Source organism: Pseudomonas sp. PDM27, assembly GCF_019219205.1.
Taxonomy (GTDB): Bacteria; Pseudomonadota; Gammaproteobacteria; order Pseudomonadales; family Pseudomonadaceae; genus Aquipseudomonas; species Aquipseudomonas laurylsulfatiphila.
The window spans coordinates 167,138-185,411 of sequence record NZ_JAHUWF010000015.1 but is presented as its reverse complement, the minus strand read 5'-3'; the positions used below and the strand labels follow the sequence as shown (position 1 = coordinate 185,411).

Genomic DNA, 18,274 nt, shown 5'->3' with positions numbered 1-18,274 from the left:
GCCAATGGGGGACGTCGACGGCTTGCACACGCTGTGCGCAAGCCATGGAAAATCTACAGTCGCGGGATCGTAACACTGTTGGCACGCCGCAGCCGAGGCCAGTCGGATCCTGCAAAAAAGCCTCATGCGTAGGCGAGGGTTTTTTCTTCCAGCAGTTCCTCATACAACGCCGCCCATTTGCGACCCATTTCGTCCGCTGTAAACAGATTCTGATAGCGGGCCTGCGCCTTCTCGCCCATTTGTGCCGCCAGCGCCGGGTTTTCCCAAAGCGTGCGCATCGCCTCACGAAACGCCAATGGATTGCTCGGCGGCACCACCAGCCCGGTTTCGTTATGGATGTTGATGTAACTGGTGCCCGTGCCAATCTCGCTGGAGATCATGGGTTTGCCATACATCGCGCCCTCAAGCAGTGAAATGCCGAAGGCTTCGGAGCGCAGGTGCGACGGGAACACCACCGCATAACTCAACTCGAGCAAGGCAACCTTGTCTTCATCGCCGAGGAAGCCGAGAAAGTGCAGGTTCTGCAGGCCCAGTGCCCTGGCCTGGGCATGCAACTCCTCTTCCAGTGGGCCGGCGCCGACGATCACCACGGGGTAGTTCAGCCCCTGCATCGCTTCGAGCAGGATGTGCAGCCCCTTGTAGTAGCGCATGACACCGACGAACAGGAAGAACTTGTCCCCCAGTTTCTGCCGCCAGCGCTCGGTCCGTGCCGCGTCGTGCTTCGGATAACCCGACTTGTCCAGGCCATAGGTGATGACCCGGGTCTTGTCCCGGTAGTCCTTGAGCACGTCGCTGGTGTGAAAGTAGTTGGGGGACGCCACGGCGATTCGATCCGCGCTGTCGAGAAACCGGTGCATCAACGGACGGTACAGTTTCAGCAAATGACGCTGGCGAATGATGTCGGAGTGGTAACTCACCACGCTGGGCTTTTTGGTGGCGCTGACAAAATGCACCAGGTCCATGAAGGGCCAGGGAAAGTGGTAGTTGACCACATCGGCTTCAGCGGCGAGCTCACGAAACTGCTTGAACACGCTGTAGGAAAAACCGGTGGAGGCGAGCTGAAAATCCATCCTGGCCTGATGCACCTGGTGCTCGCGGATCTGCAACACGCCCGGCGCCGGGTTATTGCTCAGGGTCAGCACCGTGCTGTCGACACCATGGCGCGCACCACTTTCGCTCATCTGGAAAATGACTTGTTCGATGCCGCCCATGGAGTCGGGCAAGTAGGTTTTGTAAAAGTGCAGAACGCGCATATCAGTTCTCCATAGCCTGGCGGTAGGCGCGGGCGGTCACCGTCGCACAACGCTCCCAGGAAAAAAGCTTCGCTCGCTGCAAGCCGGCCTCGCGACAGGCCTGCCAGTGTGCGGGGTCGTCGATCAACCGCTGCATGGCATCGCGCAAGGTGTCCGGGTCGTGCGCCTCGATGTAGTTGCCGGCATCGCCAGCCACCTCCGGCATCGCCGATATACCCGTCAGAATCACCGGGGTGCCACTGGCCATGGCTTCCAGCACCGGCAGGCCGAACCCCTCGTACAAGGAAGGGAAGACCAGCGCCCGGGCACCGGCCAGCAGCTGCGCCAGATCCTCGTCGGGCAGGTACCCCAGCAGGCACACATGACCCGAGGCGAGGGCCGAACGCAACTCGTCGTTGAACTGCTGACGCTGCCAGCCGGCCATACCGGCGATCAGCAAGGGATAACGCTGGCGCACGGTTTCCGGCAGTAGCGCATGAGCGCGCAGGGCCTGGGTCAGGTTCTTGCGCGGCTCCAGGGTGCCGACGCAGAGAAAATACTCCCGCGTCTCGACGCCGTGGGTCTTGAGGACGCGATCGATGGCCTCGGGTTCACGCGGGTGGAATCGTGCGGCCACACCCAGCGGTGCCACCACGAAGCGCTCGGCCGGCAGGGCGAACCAGGCCTGCGCTTCATCGGCGATGTGCTGCGAGTCTGTCAGAATCAGCCGCGCCCGTTGTACGCCGTCGGCCAGTCGTCGCTCGATCTCGCGCAGACGGGCCGGTGGTTGTGTGTCGGGATAGTGCAGGTGGGTGAGGTCATGCAGCGTGATGATGGTCGGGCCGTTGAACGACAGCGGCCACAGGCTCGGCTCGTGATACAGATCGATGGACTGGGCGGGGCGCTGGTCGAAGCGCTTCTGTTCCAGCCAGCGCCGCGCCTGATAGGCCCCCGGGATCTGTCGCAGCAATGGCGTCAAGCGCGAGTAACCGGGCATCGCCGCTTCAGGCAGGACCGAACTCCAGCCCCAGCCATGGAACAACGACAACTCGACGTCCGGTTCCCGGGCCAGGGCCGTCGCCAGTTCGGCGACGTAGTGACCGATGCCCGTGCGCGGGGCCTGGAGGATGCGGGCGTTAAGGGCAATTCGCATGCTGACTCTCAGGCACCTTCGCATCACTGTGCAGGTTGCGCTGGATGCGATCGACCAGTTGCGCACTCGCCTCGCGCCAGCTCAGCCAGCGCCAGTTTTCCAGATTGAGGGGCGCGGGAAATGCGCCGCTCGTTTCCATGCCGATGACCAGATCGGCCAGGTTCTGCGGATCGGCGAGGTTGAAGTACGCCATGTACTCGCCACCGATTTCGCGAAACACCGGGATGTCGCTGGCCATTGCCGGCAGGCCACGCTGCATGGCTTCCACCAGCGGCAACCCGAACCCTTCGACGTAGGACGGGAACACCAGCGAGGTCGCGTGGGAATAGGCGTGTTCCAGGCTCTTGTCCGAGAGCGTATTGAACATGAACAGGCGCTGGTTCAACGCTGGATGCTGGCGGATCCGCTCGATCAGCGCCTCGCACTTCCAGCCGATCTTGCCGACGATGCACAACCGGGCCCTGGACCCGGCCGCCCAGGCGCGCTCGAACGCGTCGAGCAGATACGCATGGTTCTTGCGCGGCTCGATGGTGCTGACCATCAGGAATACAGGGTCCGCCGACTTGAACATCTGCAGCAACCCCGGGTCGACGGCGGAGCGGGCGTCGCTCAGGTCGAGTTCGGAGCCGAGGTGAAAGTAGTCGAACCAGCGTTGCTGGACCTGCGCGGTGCCGATCCTGCGGGTCATCTCCTGGCGCACCTGGTCGCGGATGGTGGTCGAGATCGCCACATAGCCATCGGCGGTGCGGGCGATCCAGTCGAACCATTCGTTGAACACCTTCACCAGCCCGGCGTCGCAGAACTGCGGATGGGTCAGTGGAATCAGGTCGTAGATCACCGACACGATGCCGACCCCGTCACGCTTGAGTTGCTCGGCCAGGGGGAAAAAGTTGGCGTGCCAGGACGAGTCCAGCAGCACCAACTGGTCGCCAGCGCGATGTTGCAATGGCACGCAGCGCTCGGGAACCGGCTTGCCCTTGAGTGCCCGGTCCAGCAGGCGCATCGGCAGGCTCAGGCAGGCGAACGCAGTGAGGCGGCAACCGACATAAAGCACCCGGCGGGCGAACTTCGATTGGCTGAAAGGACGGCGTCGTTCCAGCGCGCGATGGCGCAGCCAGAACTGATTGGCGAACTGTTCGAGCTTCACCCGCAGGCTCACCAGATCCACTTTGACGGTCGGCAAGGGCGCCAGGCTTTTCACCTCGAACAACGCGCCATTGATCATCACCACCGGAATGCATTCACGCTGGGCGTGCGCGGCCGGCAATTGCTGAATCACATTGCGCACGACCCGCTGAATGCCTGAGTTGGCATCGGGGTGTTCGAAGACGTAGGTACATTCCACCAGCAGTCTGGTCATTGCGTCACCCCAACGGTTTCCACCAGGGTTTCGCTGGAGCGGGTAACACTGGTCTGCGCTTCGAGCCAGGAGCAGCCCACGAAGTCTTCCTGGCGATTGTTGATCACGTGGAAGACCAGGCCGTAGTCTCGCCATTCGAAATTGCGATCCAGGTGCGAATCCAGTCGCGACAGGCTCAGGGCCACCGAATAATTGCCCTTGCCGAGGCGCATGTCGAAGGCAAAACGGTAGGTGATGCGTTCGCCGGCACTCAGGTCGGTGAGGGCTTTGTCGATCCGGTGGGTGTTGATGCCATACATGGGCTGGCCGAGGCGATCCTTGATCATGAAGCCGAGAATCAGCCGCTCGATGTCCTGGCGCACCTCGACCTGCACTTCGAGAACCATCGCCTGACCGACTTCTGCCACTTCCACCGAACGGCCCTTGGGGTCAAGCAGGCGGACGCTGAGAATGCCCGCTTCGCCTGTCCCGGAAATGGTTTGCACCTGCCCGTTGGCGAGCATCTCCTGGCGCACCGTCTGGCCCTCGCGCTGGGCGAGCATGGCGTTGTAGTAGTCCATCACTTCTTCGGGCTTGCCGCGCATGGCCATGCACCCGTTTTCCAGGAGGATGGCGGTGTCGCAGATCGACTGGATCGCGGAGCGGTCATGGGACACGATCAGCAACGTGGTGCCGGCCTTGCGGAAGTTGCGGATGCGATCGAAGCTCTTGTGCTGGAAGTAGGCGTCGCCCACGGACAGCGCTTCGTCGACGATCAGGATATCCGGCCGCCGTGCGGTGGCCACACTGAACGCCAGGCGCATCTGCATGCCGCTGGAGTAGGTGCGAACCGGATGGTCGATGGCCTCGCCGATTTCGGCGAAGCTCTCGATCTCCGGCATCAGCGCTTCGATTTCTTCTACCTGCATGCCGAGCAACTGGCCGGCCATGAAGGTGTTCTGCCGACCGGTGAAGTCCGGGTGGAAACCCATGCCCAGTTCAAGCAGCGCGGCCACGCGACCTTGCAGCTGGATGTCGCCGCAGGTCGGTTGGGTGGTGCCGGTGATCATCTTCAACAGCGTGCTTTTGCCGGCACCGTTGACCCCGACGATGCCCACGGCTTCGCCCGGCTGAATCTCGAAATCGACCCCTTGCAGCACCCAATGCAGGTGATGCCGGGTAGGGGAAAAGGGCACCAGCCATTCGAACAGCCGGCTCCAGCGATTGGGGTACTGCTTGTAGGCCTTGCCCAGGCCACTGACACGTATATGTCCCATCAGAGCTCGTCCACCATTTCACCGACACGCTGGCGGAACAGCCGCAGTGCCATCGCGCAGAACAACAGGCCGATCACCAGCAAGGGGACCAGCGAGCTCCAGTTCGGCCATTGGTTGTAGAGAAACAGGTTCTGGTAGCTGTTCATCAGTGCCGTCATCGGGTTCAGTTCGATAAAGCTCTGGATGCCCGTCGGCAGGATCGACAGCGGATAAACGATCGGCGTCAGCCAGAACCAGAATTGCAGGCAGATGCCGAAAAACTGCCCGACGTCGCGAAAGAACACGTTGAGCACACCCAGGATCATCCCCAGCCCCGCGGCGAACATCACGTGCAGGATCAGCAATGGCACCAGCGCCAGCAACGCCATGCCGGGCAGCCGCCCTGTGATCAGCAGGAAGCCGAGGAACAAGCCCAGGATGATCGCGAAATTGATCCCGGCATTGAGCAGCACGATGACCGGCAGGCAGATGCGCGGGAAGCTGATTTTCTTCAGCAGGTTGGCGTTTTCCAGGAACATGCTCTGGCTGCGCGTGGTGATCTCGGCGAACAGGCCCCAGGTCAGCAGGCCGGCGCACAGGTAGACACTGTACGCCAACCCGTCATCCACCCCCGGCAAGCGGGCGCGCATGATGGTGGAAAAGATCACCGTGTAGACCAGGATCATCGACAGCGGATTGAGTACGGTCCACAAGGCACCGAACAGCGAGTTGCGATAACGCGCCTGAAACTCCCGTTTGACGCTGCCGAGGATGAAACCCCGGTAACTCCACAGGGATTGGTAAAGATTACGCAGCATTCAAACCGTCCGCCCGTATTGGTCTTCGAAGCGGACGATGTCGTCCTCTCCCAGGTATTCGCCGCTTTGCACTTCGATGATCACAAGGTCGATCACGCCGGGATTCTCCAGGCGATGCTTGTGACCGGCGGCAATGAAGGTCGATTCGTTCTTGGCCACCAGGTGGGTACCGGTGCCGTTGTTGGTGACCTTGGCCATGCCTTCGACCACCACCCAGTGCTCATTGCGATGGTGGTGCATCTGCAATGACAACTTGGCGCCGGGCTTGACCACGATACGTTTGATCTTGAAGCGCGGGCCTTCCTCGAGCACGGTGTAGGTGCCCCATGGCCGGCTGACCGTACGGTGCAGGCGATAGGCCTCGTGTTCTTTGTCCTTGAGTTGCCTGGCCACCCGGCGCACATCCTGGGCGCGGTCGGCGTGGGCCACCAGCACCGCGTCGGCAGTGTCGACGATGATCAGGTCATCCACGCCCACGGTCGCTACCAGACGGTTGTCGCTCTGGACAAAGTTGTTGTGGCTGTCGATGAAAATCGCCTCGCCGACGGCACGGTTGTTCTGTGCATCCGCCGGTACCAGCGCGGCCACCGCGCCCCAGGAGCCGATGTCGCTCCAGTCGAAACGGGCGGGCACGACGACCACTTTGTCGGAGCGCTCCATCAACGCGTAGTCGATGGAAATGTCCATGATTTCGCCAAACAGCGCCGGTGACAGTTCCTGTTGCACGCTCCCGGCGTTTTCCACCGCAGCACTGGCGGCCATGCAGGTTTGCGTCTGCTCCAGCAAAGCGGGAGCGTGGGTTTGCAGTTCGGCCAGCAGGGTGGCGACCGAGAAGCAGAACATCCCGGAGTTCCACAGGAAGTTGCCGCTTTCCACGTAATGCGTCGCGGTTTGCAGGTCAGGTTTTTCGACGAAGCGCCGCACGCTGGCAGCGCCTTTGTCGTCCAGTGACGTGCCGGCCTCGATGTAGCCAAAACCGGTTTCCGGAGCGTTCGGCACCACACCGAAGGTCACCAGGTGGCCACGCCTGGCCAGCGTCACGGCATGCTCGACCGCGTCCTTCAACGCGTCGACATTGACGATCAGATGGTCGGCCGGCATGACCAGCATGATCGCGTCGTCGCCATGCAGGGCCTGGAGGGAGAGGGCGGCGGCGGCGATCGCCGGCGCCGTATTGCGCCCCGTCGGTTCCAACAGGAAATGCCCGCGATGACGGCCAAGGTGCGCGTCCCGAAAGTGATCCTTGCTCTGGAAGTAGTATTCGCGGTTGGTCACCGTGACGATATCGCCCCAGCCGTCGAGCAGCTCTGCGGCACGCCGATAGGTCTTGCCCAGCAGCGACTGGCCGTCAGGCAAGGCCATGAACGGTTTGGGATGGCCTTCACGCGACACCGGCCACAACCTTGTCCCGGCACCGCCGGAGAGAATCACGGGAATCAGCATGGCCTACTCCTTGGCAACGCGTTTCATGTCCGCATCCATCATCATGCGGATCAAGGCATCCAGGTCGGTTTTTGGTTTCCAGCCCAGCACACGCTGGGCCTTGGCCGGGTTCCCGAGCAGCACTTCGACTTCGGCCGGGCGGAAGAACGCCGGGTCGATCTTCACGTAGTCGCGGTAGTTCAGGCCCACATGATCGAAGGCGATCCGGCACATCTCGCGCACGGTGGTGGTCACGCCGGTGGCCACCACGAAGTCGTCGGGTTTGTCCTGTTGCAACATCAGCCACATGGCTTCGACGTAGTCGCCGGCAAAACCCCAGTCGCGCTTGGCGTCGATGTTGCCCAGGCGCAGTTCCTGCTGTTTGCCCTGTTTGATCCGGGCGGCGGCGTCGGTGACTTTGCGTGTCACGAACTCGATGCCGCGCAGCGGTGATTCATGGTTGAACAGAATCCCGCTGCTGGCGTGCAGGTTGAAGCTTTCGCGGTAGTTCACGGTAATCCAGTGGCCATACAGCTTGGCCACGCCATAAGGGCTGCGCGGATAGAACGGCGTGTTCTCGTCCTGCTGCTCGGCCTGGATCAGGCCGAACATTTCGCTGGTGGACGCCTGATAGAAACGCGTGTGCGGACTGAACTGGCGGATCGCTTCGAGCAGGTGGGTAACGCCCAGGCCGTCGACGATGCCGGTGGTCACCGGTTGATCCCAGGAGGCCGCGACAAAGCTTTGCGCGGCGAGGTTGTAGACCTCGTCCGGCGCCGACTTGATCACCGCGCGCTGCACTGAACAGGCATCGGCCATGTCGCCATCCAGGTAGACGATGTCCGACTCGACCCCCATCTCACGCAGACGCCAGCGCGAGTCGCTGCTGCGGCGCGCGACCAGGCCGTGGACCTTGTAACCCTTGTCGAGCAGCAATTTGGCCAGATAGGCGCCATCCTGGCCGGTGATACCTGTGATCAATGCACTTTTAGTCATTCTTGTCGTACTCGCTTCTCCCAGTCGGACAGGATCGCCCGCAGGGATTGTTGTGTTGTGATTTCAGACTTCCATCCGGTGGTCTGGGCCAGTCTGTCAGGGCTGCCACACACCCGACGCTGATCCGCGCGGCGAAGTCGCGCAGGGTCCTGGACCAGTTGCAGGTCGACCTGGGCAAGATCTGCCAATTGTTCGATCAAACTGCGAATGCTCTGCTCGCGTCCCGAGCAAATGTTGTAGACCTGCCCCGGCGTGCCTTTTTCCAGCAAGGCCAGGTAGGCCGAGACCACGTCCGCGACATCGAGGAAGTCGCGCGTGACGTCGATGTCCCCGACCTCCAATTGTGGCGCTTGCAGGCCTTGCTTGATCCGGCAGATCTGACGGGCGGCACTGGCGATGACGAAGCTGTCTTTCTGCCCGCTGCCGATATGGTTGAACGGGCGGGCAACCAGTACGGGCCAGCCTTCGCTCAGGCCCCACTGCAGACTCAGGAACTCGGCCGACAGTTTGCTCACGGCATAGGGATTGCGCGGGCAGGGGGGCTGCAATTCGGTAATGGGCAAATGCTCTTCAGCGACCTGGCCATAGACATCACCGGAGCTGACGTACAGAAACGTGCCGGTGAAACCGCGCGCCTTGAGGGCCTGCAGCAGGTTCAGGGTGCCCAGCAGATTGATGTTCAGGGTGCCGGCCGGATCACGAAAGGCCTCCGGGACGAACGTCTGGCCGGCCAGGTGGATCACCGCGTCGGGCATTTGCGGCCACAAGCCTTCAAGGCTCTGCGGCGCAGCAAGATCGTAGCGGTCGGGAACAGGCAGCAACTCCCATTCCGAGGTATCAGCCTGCAAACGCGATTGGATGTGTTGTCCTACGAATCCGCTCAGACCCGTGACAAACAGACGTTTTTTCAAACAGCGACCCCTTGGTCTTGCATTTCATCCATTTCCCACAGGCTCCATGGAAAAACTTGCGAGTGACATGATCGCTCGAATGGCGGGTGAAATGTTTGTTGTAGTTGTTTGGTAGCCAATCTGTGCCATTTGCTCGGCAATTTCAACAGGTCCAACCGTGACTGGTCAGTTCTCGTCAGCGTAGCCCGATTTATTCTCGTCGGGCGGTTCACGAATCTTCAACGGATGTGGTTAGAATGCCCCTCGTCACGATTACCCGGGGTTCGGCAGCGTCGCTTCGAAACTGCGGAAACTGACCACTAAAACAAGAACGTAGACGGGCAGGAAGACGATGGGCGAGCGCCGGTAAACACGGGCTCGAACCGTGTCCTCCCCGTCATAGCGTGAGGCTGCCGGGATGGCGGCGTCACCGTGGGATGCCATGAATTTCATTCTTTACTCCGACGTCAACGACAGCTCCATCAGCCAGAGTCTCGGCCGTCCCGAGTACAGTTACTACTTCGTGCTCAAGGCGTATCGGCCGCTGTTCGAAAGCCTGGGACCGGTGCACGTCGTGTCATCGGCCGCCGAGGTCGACCCGCTGTACCGGCAGTTGCAGCAGGCCGGCCAGGACTGCCTGTTCATTTCGTTCGCGCCACCGCACAAGACCCCCACCGACCTGCAATGCCCGATGGTGTGCGTGGTTGCCTGGGAATTCGACACCATTCCCGCCGAGCACTGGGACAACGATCCACGGCATGACTGGAGCCGGACGCTGGCACGCCTGGGGCGGGTGATCACCTTGTCCACCCATACCGCCGAAGCCATCCACCGGACCCTGGGTGACGACTTCCCGGTGCTGGTGCTGCCGACACCTTTGTGGGAACGCTTCGCCGACATTCGCCAGCAGTATCCCGGTACGCCGGTGAACGCCGGTGCCACGCTGCAGATCAAGGGTTGCATCCTGGACAGCCGCGTGATGGGGTTGTCAGCCGATGGCCTGATCGCGCCGATCATCGAGCAACCACCCGTGGAAATCGTTGAGCCGGAGCCAGTACCGCAACCACAACCCGCGCCGCCCTTGACCCTGCGGCGACGCCTCTTCATCACCAGGCATTACGTGCTGCTGTGGTATCGCGAAGCCGTTCGCGATCTGGTGCCGGATGCCGTTCGCCCATGGCTGGCCAGGTTTCGCAGGCCTCAGCCGTTGCCGATCGAACCCGTCGCCAGCGCAGCCTCCGTGCCGGATGAACCCGTCATCAGCGCAGCTGTCGCGCAGGACGAGCATCCACAAGCGGTTTTCCCCGACACCAGCCAAACGGTCGAAATCGTGGTCGACGGCGTCATCTACGTGAGCGTGTTCAACCCTGATGACGGGCGCAAGAACTGGCACCACCTGATCACCGCGTTCTGCTGGGCGCTGCGTGATGTGGAGGACGCCACGCTCGTGTTGAAGATGACCCAGAACGACCTGTCGACCTATTACGTCGAGCTCATGACCTTGCTGTCCCAGCTCTCGCCTTTCGCCTGTCGCGTGGTGGTCATGCACGGTTATCTGCAGGACGAGCAGTTCGCCCGTCTTTATGGCGCGGCGAGTTACTACGTCAACGCTTCACGCTGCGAAGGCCTGTGCCTGCCGCTGATGGAGTTCATGTCGTGCGCCCGGCCGGTGATCGCCCCGAACCACACGGCGATGCGCGACTACATCGACGAACGTGTGGCCTTCGTCGTCAAGTCCAGCCAGGAACCGACGATCTGGCCGGAAGACGCGCGAATCCTGTATCGCACCCTGCGCCACCGTCCGGATTGGGGCTCGTTGAAAACGGCTTACGAGAACAGCTACGCCATGGCAAAAAACCGGCCGGACGCCTGGCAGGCCATGGCGGACGCCGCCAGCGAACGCATGCACGAATACTGCAGCTTCGCGCCGGTGCAGCAGCGGCTGGCGCTGTTCTTCAAACAGGAATCGGTCCGTGACGTCGTGCCGGTGGGTGCCGAAACGGGAGCTGCATCGTGCTGATCATCATTCATTCGGAAACCAACAAGAGCAACATCCAGCAGAACCTGGGACGGCCCGAGTACAGCTATTACTTCGTCCTCAAGGAATTCCGCCCGGTGCTCGAACGGCTGGGGCAAGTGATCGAGGTCAGCAACCCGGACGAGCTGGTCGATCGGCTGTATTTCGATTGCCTGAGCCGGGGCGAAGACTGCGTGTTCCTGTCCTTCTCCCCGCCGCATCGCACGCCGGTCCACTACGCGTGCCCGACGATTCCGGTGTTCGCCTGGGAGTTCAGCACCATTCCCACCGAGAGTTGGCAGGGCGAGCCGCGACATGACTGGCGGATGGTGTTGGGCACCTGCGGGACGGCGATCACCCACTCCAGCTTCACCGTGAATGCCGTGCACGATGTGATGGGCCGCGATTACCCGATCAGCGCCATCGCGGCCCCCGTCTGGGACCGTTTTGCCGCCCGCGGTGAGTTGCTGGACAAGCGTCCGGTCGTGGGCCCCACGCGCCTGAACCTGCGCGGGCTGTTGATCGACAGTCGCACGGCGGACTTGCGCCCCTATGGCCCCGAGCGTTTGCGCGAGGGCACGCCGATAGCCTTCGATCAACCGCCGCGCGACTGCGAGCTGTTGCTCGAGGGCGTGGTCTACACCTCGGTGTTCAATCCGTACGACGGCCGCAAGAACTGGAAGGACATGATCAGTGCGTTCTGTACCGCCTTCCGCGATACGCCCGACGCGACCCTGGTGCTCAAGCTCACGCACCATGACATCGCCAACGCACTGTCCGACATGATGCACCACGTCTACAAGAACCAGTCCTACCAGTGCCGCATCGTGTTGATCCACGGCTATCTGGCCGACATCGACTACGAGCGCCTGGTCGAGGCCACCAGTTACGTCGTCAACTGCTCCTACGGCGAAGGGCAGTGCCTGCCGTTGATGGAGTTCATGTCCTGCGGCAAGCCGGCGATTGCGCCGCTGAATACCGCGATGGCCGACTACATCGACCATGACAACGCGTTTATCGTCGAAGGCACCGACGAGCTGACATCCTGGCCCCACGATCCTCGCGCAGCCTATCGTACCCTGCGCTACGTCACGGACTGGGACTCGCTGTGTACGGCTTTCTCCGCCAGCCATGACGTTGCCAAACAGGACGTCGAGCGCTATCAACGGATGTCGGCCCATGCCGTGCGCAGCCTGCAGGGATTCTGCAGCCAGGCTGTTGCCGAGCAGCGCCTGAAGGCGGTGTTCGAGCAGTTGCTGCAACGGCGTGAAGCAAACTGCGCACAAGCGTCGGGCACATGATCCGGCGCCTGCTTGCGAAATTGCGGCCCGCACCGGTAGCGGTCGCCCCACCAGAAACGCGAGTCTCGCCCAGGGACATCGGCTTGTACGATGCCCTGCTCGACGGCTGGTTTCTGGGCGACAGCGGCGAACTGCTCAAAGGGTTTGCCATCACCGCCGACGACACCTTGCTGGATGTCGGTTGCGGCGAAGGCGTGGCGACCTTGTTTGCGATCCGCCAGGGCGCTTCGGTGATCTTCACCGACAGTGAACACGACAAGGTCCGCGACCTGGCGCGGCAAGTGCAAGCGCAGTCGGATAAGGCGAATCTCGGGCTGGTCAGCAACAGCCTGCCGCTGCCGCTGGCCGATGGTTGCGCGAGCAAAGTCGTGTGCATGGAAGTGCTCGAGCATATCGACCAGCCGGAACCCTTCATGGCCGAACTGGTGCGCATGGGCCGCCCCGGCGCGCAGTACCTGCTGAGCGTACCGTCGCCGGTGGGCGAGCATTTGCAGAAAGGCATCGCCCCGGCCAGCTACTTTCAATCGCCCAATCATGTACAGATTTTCACCCCCGAGAGGTTCGCCGCGCTGGTGGAGGACGCGGGCCTGGTCATCGAACATCGCCAGGCCACCGGTTTTTTCTGGGTCATGGGCATGATTTTTTTCTGGGCCAGTGAACGGGCCGCCGGACGCGACCTGGGGGGGGCGGTTCGCGACCGGATCCAGGCGCCGTACCCGCCGCTGATGGAGAGCTGGGCGAAAACCTGGCAGGACTTGCTGGCCCAGCCCGACGGGTTGGCGATCAAGCAGATGCTGGACCGGTTCATGCCCAAGAGCCAGGTGATCATTGCTCGAAAACCTCATGTCCAGGAGGGCGCATGAGCAACGAAAAACGGATCATGGACATCGAGTTGTTGCGTGGCATTGCGGTGCTTGGCGTACTGTTTCACCACCTGCAGGACAGCCTGTTCGCGGCGGCTGTGCCCTTGCTGCAGGCCATCACGCTGTACAGCCAGCCGTGGTGGGGCGTGGACCTGTTTTTCGCGATCTCGGGCTTCGTGATTGCCCGCAGCCTGATCCCGGCCATGCGCCGCTGCACAACGCGCCAGGAGTATTGGCAACAGACGCGCAATTTCTGGTTGCGCCGGGCCTTTCGATTGCTGCCGTCGGCCTGGTTGTGGCTGGCGCTGATGTTGCTGGCGTGTCTTTTTCTCAACCGCTCCGGCGCCTTCGGCACCCTGCACGCGAACATTCAGGCGACCCTGGCCGGCGTCGCGCAGTACGCCAATTTCCGCTTTGCCGACAGTTTCTATCGCTACGAGTACGGCACCAGTTTCGTGTACTGGAGCCTGTCGCTGGAAGAGCAGTTCTACCTGCTGTTCCCGCTGATGATCGTGTTGTTACGCAAACACCTTGCGTGGCTTTTGCTGGCGCTGGTTGCGGTGCAGTTGTTCACCTTGCGCACGCCGATCCTGATGGTGGTGCGCACCGATGCGCTGGCCCTTGGCGTGCTGTTGGCGATGTGGAGTACGCAACCGTCGTACCTGCGCTGGGAGCCCACATTCCTGCGTCGTCCATGGGCGGGTGTCGCCGCACTGATCGCGGTGTCGCTGCTGCTCGGCTTCATGGCCACGGATCGCTTTACCTTCACCCATTACCGGATCGGTGTGATCGCGGTGCTGTGCGCAGTGCTGGTCTGGATCGCTTCCTACAACCGCGATTACCTGTTGCCGCGCGGCGTGTTCAAGCACCTGATGACGTGGATCGGCAGCCGTTCCTACGGGATTTATTTGATCCATATCCCGGCCTACTTGCTGGTGCGTGAATTCATTTTCCGTTTACAGGCTGCCGGGCTGCCCAGTCCGGCTGGCCATCCGATCCTGATGTTGCTGATGGCTGGCGGCCTGATCGTGCTGCTGAGCGAACTCAACTATCGCTTCATTGAAATGCCCATGCGCAACCGCGGCGCCTCGCTGGTCAAACGCCTGGGCACCTCCCGAACAGCCGTCTCATCCTCTGGAGCCACCTCATGCTGAGCCTTTTGAAGAAACTCACGGCGGGCACGCCCGCGCCTGTGCAGCCAGAGATTGCGCCTGCGCCCCCCGTGGCGGAGAAGGTCGACCCCTACATGCTCGGCCTGCACGATGCGATGCTCAGCGGGTGGTTCAATCAGCAGACCGGCGAACTGTTCAGCGGTTTCCCGGTGACCCCCGAGGACACACTGCTGGATGTGGGTTGTGGCGACGGCGGCAACGTACATTTCTGCGGGATGCGCGGGGCGAAGATCATCATCGCCGATATCGACGCGGCCAAGGTCGAAGCGACCCGCCAGCGCTTGAGCGATACACCGGCCCGTGACGTCGAATGCCACGTCACCGACTGCAACCCGCTGCCGATTGCCGATGCGACCGCCACGCGGGTGGTGTCGACCGAGGTCATCGAGCACGTGGACGATCCGGCCCAGTTCCTCGCGGAACTGGTGCGCGTCGGTAAACCGGGCGCGCTGTACCTGCTGAGCGTCCCGCACCCCAGCTCCGAAGACCTGCAGAAAGACATTGCGGCGGCCGAGTATTTCCAGAAGCCCAACCACATTCGCATCATCAGCGAAGAGCAGTTCAAGGCCATGGTCAGCGATGCCGGCCTGGAAGTGATCAGCCACAGCCAGTATGGATTCTACTGGTCAATGTGGATGCTGCTGTTCTGGGAAGCCAAGGTCGACTTCAGCAACCCGGACCATCCGTTGCTCAACCACTGGGCGGACACCTGGCAGGCGATCCTGGCCTCGCCACGGGGTACACAGATCAAGCAGGCGCTGGATGCCGTGGTAGCCAAGAGCCAGGTAATCATTGCGCGTAAACCCTGATTGACCAACGGTGGAAGTGACGGTCTGCAACAGGCCGTTCGGCACCAACATGGGTGCCGTCCCGCAGCATTGCATCCAGCCGGATCAGCAACGTCCGCCAGGCTGCGAGGGCAAGCAGACCCTGGCAAAAGCGGCCGGTGCAACAGGGCCGCTACTCTCTCCATAAATGGGGCATTACACCCACCCAACCGGGCGGTCACCACCGAACTTGAGGAATATTCCCCCCTCACGCCCTCTCTCGCCTGAAACATTCAGAAACATCCCGTTCATTAATCTGAGCTTTTTCTTCACCCCACGGCAATGGCTCATTTGTTGCACCACCCTCAGGCACCCGCAACAACTGTCGTCCCGGACATCAGGGAGACGGCAGGGCTTGCCGGGTTCGGCCGGACGCGAGGGGTGAAAAATGAAACGTGCGACACCACCATTCAACTCCATCGCCTCTCATGAGGCGCTACTTATGAGTCCCATGATCAAGATTGGCATTGTTGACGATCACCCGCTGTTAAGGGATGGGGTCACTATGGCGCTGAAGAAAATAGCTGACTTTCAGGTGGTCGAGCAGGGCGGGTCTGCCGATGATGCCATGGAAATTGCCGCGCGTTTTGCTCCGGATGTTTTGCTGATGGATGTCAATATGCCGGGCGACAGCTTTGCTGCCGTGCGAGCGATCTCGGCGTCTTCGCCGGCCGTTAAAATATTGATGCTGACGGTATCCGAGTCCATCGAGGACGCCTATTGCGCCCTCGAAGCGGGCGCGCAGGGCTATGCGTTGAAAGGCATCAGCGGTCTTGAGCTTGTGCAGGCCATCAGAAATGTTGCCGGGGGGGAAACCTTCATTACCCCTAAACTTGCCAGCAGGCTGTTAAGCAATATCAGAAAGCACGCGGGTGACAAGCAAAAGGTCGAGCTGACCCATCGCGAAGAACAGGTTATCCGGGAGGTATCGAAGGGCCTGACCAACCGCGAGGTGGCTATCAAACTTGAACTCTGCGAGAAGACCATCAAGCACTACATGACGAATGTCATGTACAAGCTGCGGGTTCGTAACCGGACGCAGGCGGTGGCTGCCGTGATACGGCATTGGGAGAGTGACCATATATCCAGCCTGTGTGGTGCTCTTCAACGCCGCGACTGGAATGACAACGGGAAACCGAATAACGAGCCATGAGCGCTTGGGGTGACTTGGGCGCAACGATCATTCTGGCCTGAGGGGATCAGATTTTGAACTGCGCCCTGGCTTTGGTTCCGGCATGAGGAGCCGATTCAATGGTGAATACGCCGCCGAGGGATTCGACGCGATAGCGCATGCCGACAAGGCCCAGATGCGTTCTACCTCGACCTGATACACTCGGTTTCTCGGTTGAAATACCCACTCCCGCATCCTCGACTTGCACTTCCAGCAGCCCTTCAGAGTGCCAGGCGCTGAGTTTTTGGCCTTTTCCCCCGGCGTGAACATAGGCATTGTTCAACGCTTCCTGGGCGAAGCGGTAAATACCAATTTTAAGCGCTATCGGTACATCGTCCGCAAGCGTATCAAGCTGCAGATCGACTCGCGTCTCGGTTCGCTCTTCGTGCCGCTCGGCCAGCAATACCAGCGCATCGTGGAGGGTCAGGTCATTGACTTCCGGAAGTGCCAGACCGAGTGATATTTCCCGCACTTCGTTTAAAGCATCCTTGCCGGCACGCCTGATCATTTCCAGGGCTTCTACATCCGAGACGCCTTCCGAATCTTCGAGCTCTTCAAGGCGAAGGAGAATAAGTGCCAACAACTGGGCAGGACCATCATGCAGATCTGCCCCGATCCGCCGCAGAGTGAGCTCGTTGATTCTGGAGAATTCGCGGTTGGCTGTAGTGACTTTGCGCTGAAGGGCGGCATTATTTGAGTGCAACCTGGTTTGCTCATCCATTCGCCATTTAAGTGCTGTTTCATGCTGCTTTATTATCTTGTCGCCACGCCGAACGATAAAAAACAACAGTAAAATCATGGCGGTCGTTGCTGTTCCAACAATCGCCCAGACTTTCTTGCGAACGTTATTGATTTCGCGCTGTAACGCCTCCGCAGTTTCGTAGAACTCACCCACCGCAATAATCTTTCCAGTACCCGCTTCACGCAGTGGAGCAAATATTTCATAGAACGGAATATTCAGACTTCGCTCAAAGGCATCCTCAATATCATCCACCGTATAACCTTCAACATCATTGTCGAACTCTGTATGGATCTTGCCGGTCAGCGCCTGTGAGATCTCCTCTGTCGGAAAGGTTTTTTTCACCGTGGATTTGTCGGTGCTGTAGACAATCGTGCCGTCTGGCAACCAGATCTTCACTGAGACAACATGTGTACTGAGCGAGGTGCTGGACAGCAGGTGATCAATGGTCTGAATGGTTTCATCGGGGAGTTCCTTTGCCGTGGTTAATCCCTGGACGAAAGGTTCGAGAAAGTTCTGCATATAACGCGCGCCCGTCTCGGCCGCCGTTTGAACCGTTGCATCTTCGATGCTCTGGCTGACGAGGTTGCCAACGAACGTCATGGTCAAACCCAGAATGATTGTGGCGCAGATTACGAACTGGGTTGAGCGGCTTAAATGGCGCAATTTCGCACCGGTGCCCGGTCTCCCGGGCCCTGTGCCATGGGACTTTTGGCCAGTGTCCGATTCGACCAAGGTCTGATCGGATTCGTTGACCAAGGTCTCGGAATTTGGCTGGGCCTTCGTCTCTGTACACATCCGGGTAGCCCCTCAATACTCATTTTCAAGGGAGTGCAAAACTGGTGTTTGAGGTTGAGGGCGGGAGGCGCGATGAGTGTTTTAAAAAGATTCTCAAACAGACTGGGTAATCGCTACTTCCGGCAACAACAGCCGGGGGGTATTACCCATAGTGCTCCACTCAATCAGAACCAAACCTATGGTTTTAATGACGTCCTGACGCCTCCATCAAGCGTGTGCAACCACTCTCCAATACATACTAGTCAATTCGTAGTCGATGCCAGTTTTCTCATGGATAAAA

The 18,274-nt window shown here is 60.6% G+C and carries 16 protein-coding genes; 6 read left to right on the top strand and 10 right to left on the bottom strand.

Annotation, left to right across the window (positions count from 1 at the left end; genetic code table 11):
• Positions 1-122: 122 nt before the first annotated feature.
• The 9 genes from KW838_RS25870 to KW838_RS25830 form a co-directional block, all read right to left on the bottom strand.
• Positions 123-1,253 carry a glycosyltransferase family 4 protein gene (locus tag KW838_RS25870; protein ID WP_218503961.1) on the bottom strand — a complete coding sequence of 377 codons (1,131 nt, stop codon included), beginning with the start codon at positions 1,251-1,253 and terminating at the stop codon, positions 123-125.
• Between the two features lies 1 nt (position 1,254).
• A complete protein-coding gene (locus KW838_RS25865) occupies positions 1,255-2,385 on the bottom strand; it encodes a glycosyltransferase family 1 protein (RefSeq protein WP_218503960.1) in 1,131 nt (376 codons plus the stop codon).
• Positions 2,369-3,745 (bottom strand): glycosyltransferase family 1 protein, encoded by a 1,377-nt coding sequence (locus KW838_RS25860; protein WP_218503959.1) that lies wholly within the window; start codon positions 3,743-3,745, stop codon positions 2,369-2,371. Before KW838_RS25860 ends, KW838_RS25865 begins: the two co-directional genes overlap by 17 nt.
• Positions 3,742-5,001, bottom strand: coding sequence for an ABC transporter ATP-binding protein (locus KW838_RS25855; protein ID WP_218503958.1), 1,260 nt, complete (start codon positions 4,999-5,001; stop codon positions 3,742-3,744). Before KW838_RS25855 ends, KW838_RS25860 begins: the two co-directional genes overlap by 4 nt.
• A complete protein-coding gene (locus tag KW838_RS25850) occupies positions 5,001-5,798 on the bottom strand; it encodes an ABC transporter permease (protein WP_218503957.1) in 798 nt (265 codons plus the stop codon). Before KW838_RS25850 ends, KW838_RS25855 begins: the two co-directional genes overlap by 1 nt.
• Positions 5,799-7,241 (bottom strand): mannose-1-phosphate guanylyltransferase/mannose-6-phosphate isomerase, encoded by a 1,443-nt coding sequence (locus tag KW838_RS25845; RefSeq protein ID WP_218503956.1) that lies wholly within the window; start codon positions 7,239-7,241, stop codon positions 5,799-5,801.
• Positions 7,242-7,244: 3 nt separating this feature from the next.
• Positions 7,245-8,216, bottom strand: coding sequence for a GDP-mannose 4,6-dehydratase (gene gmd / locus KW838_RS25840; RefSeq protein WP_102702020.1), 972 nt, complete (start codon positions 8,214-8,216; stop codon positions 7,245-7,247).
• Entirely contained in the window at positions 8,213-9,127 is a 915-nt protein-coding gene (locus KW838_RS25835; protein ID WP_218503955.1) for a GDP-mannose 4,6-dehydratase, read from the bottom strand. Before KW838_RS25835 ends, gmd begins: the two co-directional genes overlap by 4 nt.
• Before the next feature lie 252 nt (positions 9,128-9,379).
• Positions 9,380-9,559: a hypothetical protein gene (locus KW838_RS25830; RefSeq protein ID WP_218503954.1), complete on the bottom strand. Its 180-nt coding sequence runs from the start codon at positions 9,557-9,559 to the stop codon at positions 9,380-9,382.
• Between KW838_RS25830 and KW838_RS25825 the strand changes: the two genes are divergently transcribed.
• The 6 genes from KW838_RS25825 to KW838_RS25800 all read left to right on the top strand — a co-directional run bounded on the left by KW838_RS25825 (position 9,549) and on the right by KW838_RS25800 (position 16,439).
• On the top strand, positions 9,549-11,126 hold the full coding sequence (locus KW838_RS25825) for a glycosyltransferase (protein ID WP_218503953.1): 1,578 nt from the start codon (positions 9,549-9,551) through the stop codon (positions 11,124-11,126). The genes KW838_RS25830 and KW838_RS25825 overlap by 11 nt on opposite strands.
• Positions 11,120-12,424 (top strand): glycosyltransferase, encoded by a 1,305-nt coding sequence (locus tag KW838_RS25820; RefSeq protein ID WP_218503952.1) that lies wholly within the window; start codon positions 11,120-11,122, stop codon positions 12,422-12,424. Before KW838_RS25825 ends, KW838_RS25820 begins: the two co-directional genes overlap by 7 nt.
• Positions 12,421-13,287, top strand: coding sequence for a class I SAM-dependent methyltransferase (locus KW838_RS25815; RefSeq protein ID WP_218503951.1), 867 nt, complete (start codon positions 12,421-12,423; stop codon positions 13,285-13,287). Before KW838_RS25820 ends, KW838_RS25815 begins: the two co-directional genes overlap by 4 nt.
• Positions 13,284-14,441, top strand: a complete 1,158-nt coding sequence (locus KW838_RS25810) for an acyltransferase (RefSeq protein WP_218503950.1) — start codon at positions 13,284-13,286, stop codon at positions 14,439-14,441. Before KW838_RS25815 ends, KW838_RS25810 begins: the two co-directional genes overlap by 4 nt.
• Complete coding sequence (locus tag KW838_RS25805; protein ID WP_102702014.1) at positions 14,435-15,268, top strand: class I SAM-dependent methyltransferase; 834 nt, start codon at positions 14,435-14,437, stop codon at positions 15,266-15,268. Before KW838_RS25810 ends, KW838_RS25805 begins: the two co-directional genes overlap by 7 nt.
• A 460-nt stretch (positions 15,269-15,728) precedes the next feature.
• A complete protein-coding gene (locus KW838_RS25800) occupies positions 15,729-16,439 on the top strand; it encodes a response regulator transcription factor (RefSeq protein ID WP_102702013.1) in 711 nt (236 codons plus the stop codon).
• A 46-nt stretch (positions 16,440-16,485) separates the two neighbouring features.
• On the opposite strand, the gene KW838_RS25795 is transcribed toward KW838_RS25800, so the two are convergent.
• Entirely contained in the window at positions 16,486-17,994 is a 1,509-nt protein-coding gene (locus tag KW838_RS25795) for a sensor histidine kinase (protein WP_218503949.1), read from the bottom strand.
• Positions 17,995-18,274 lie beyond the last annotated feature (280 nt).

Coding starts and splice junctions, on each gene's coding strand:
- KW838_RS25870 (WP_218503961.1), bottom strand. CDS start 1,253: ATGCGCGTTCTGCACTTTTACAAAACCTACTTGCCCGACTCCATGGGC.
- KW838_RS25865 (WP_218503960.1), bottom strand. CDS start 2,385: ATGCGAATTGCCCTTAACGCCCGCATCCTCCAGGCCCCGCGCACGGGC.
- KW838_RS25860 (WP_218503959.1), bottom strand. CDS start 3,745: ATGACCAGACTGCTGGTGGAATGTACCTACGTCTTCGAACACCCCGAT.
- KW838_RS25855 (WP_218503958.1), bottom strand. CDS start 5,001: ATGGGACATATACGTGTCAGTGGCCTGGGCAAGGCCTACAAGCAGTAC.
- KW838_RS25850 (WP_218503957.1), bottom strand. CDS start 5,798: ATGCTGCGTAATCTTTACCAATCCCTGTGGAGTTACCGGGGTTTCATC.
- KW838_RS25845 (WP_218503956.1), bottom strand. CDS start 7,241: ATGCTGATTCCCGTGATTCTCTCCGGCGGTGCCGGGACAAGGTTGTGG.
- gmd (WP_102702020.1), bottom strand. CDS start 8,216: ATGACTAAAAGTGCATTGATCACAGGTATCACCGGCCAGGATGGCGCC.
- KW838_RS25825 (WP_218503953.1), top strand. CDS start 9,549: ATGAATTTCATTCTTTACTCCGACGTCAACGACAGCTCCATCAGCCAG.
- KW838_RS25830 (WP_218503954.1), bottom strand. CDS start 9,559: ATGAAATTCATGGCATCCCACGGTGACGCCGCCATCCCGGCAGCCTCA.
- KW838_RS25815 (WP_218503951.1), top strand. CDS start 12,421: ATGATCCGGCGCCTGCTTGCGAAATTGCGGCCCGCACCGGTAGCGGTC.
- KW838_RS25810 (WP_218503950.1), top strand. CDS start 13,284: ATGAGCAACGAAAAACGGATCATGGACATCGAGTTGTTGCGTGGCATT.
- KW838_RS25805 (WP_102702014.1), top strand. CDS start 14,435: ATGCTGAGCCTTTTGAAGAAACTCACGGCGGGCACGCCCGCGCCTGTG.
- KW838_RS25800 (WP_102702013.1), top strand. CDS start 15,729: ATGAGTCCCATGATCAAGATTGGCATTGTTGACGATCACCCGCTGTTA.
- KW838_RS25795 (WP_218503949.1), bottom strand. CDS start 17,994: ATGTGTACAGAGACGAAGGCCCAGCCAAATTCCGAGACCTTGGTCAAC.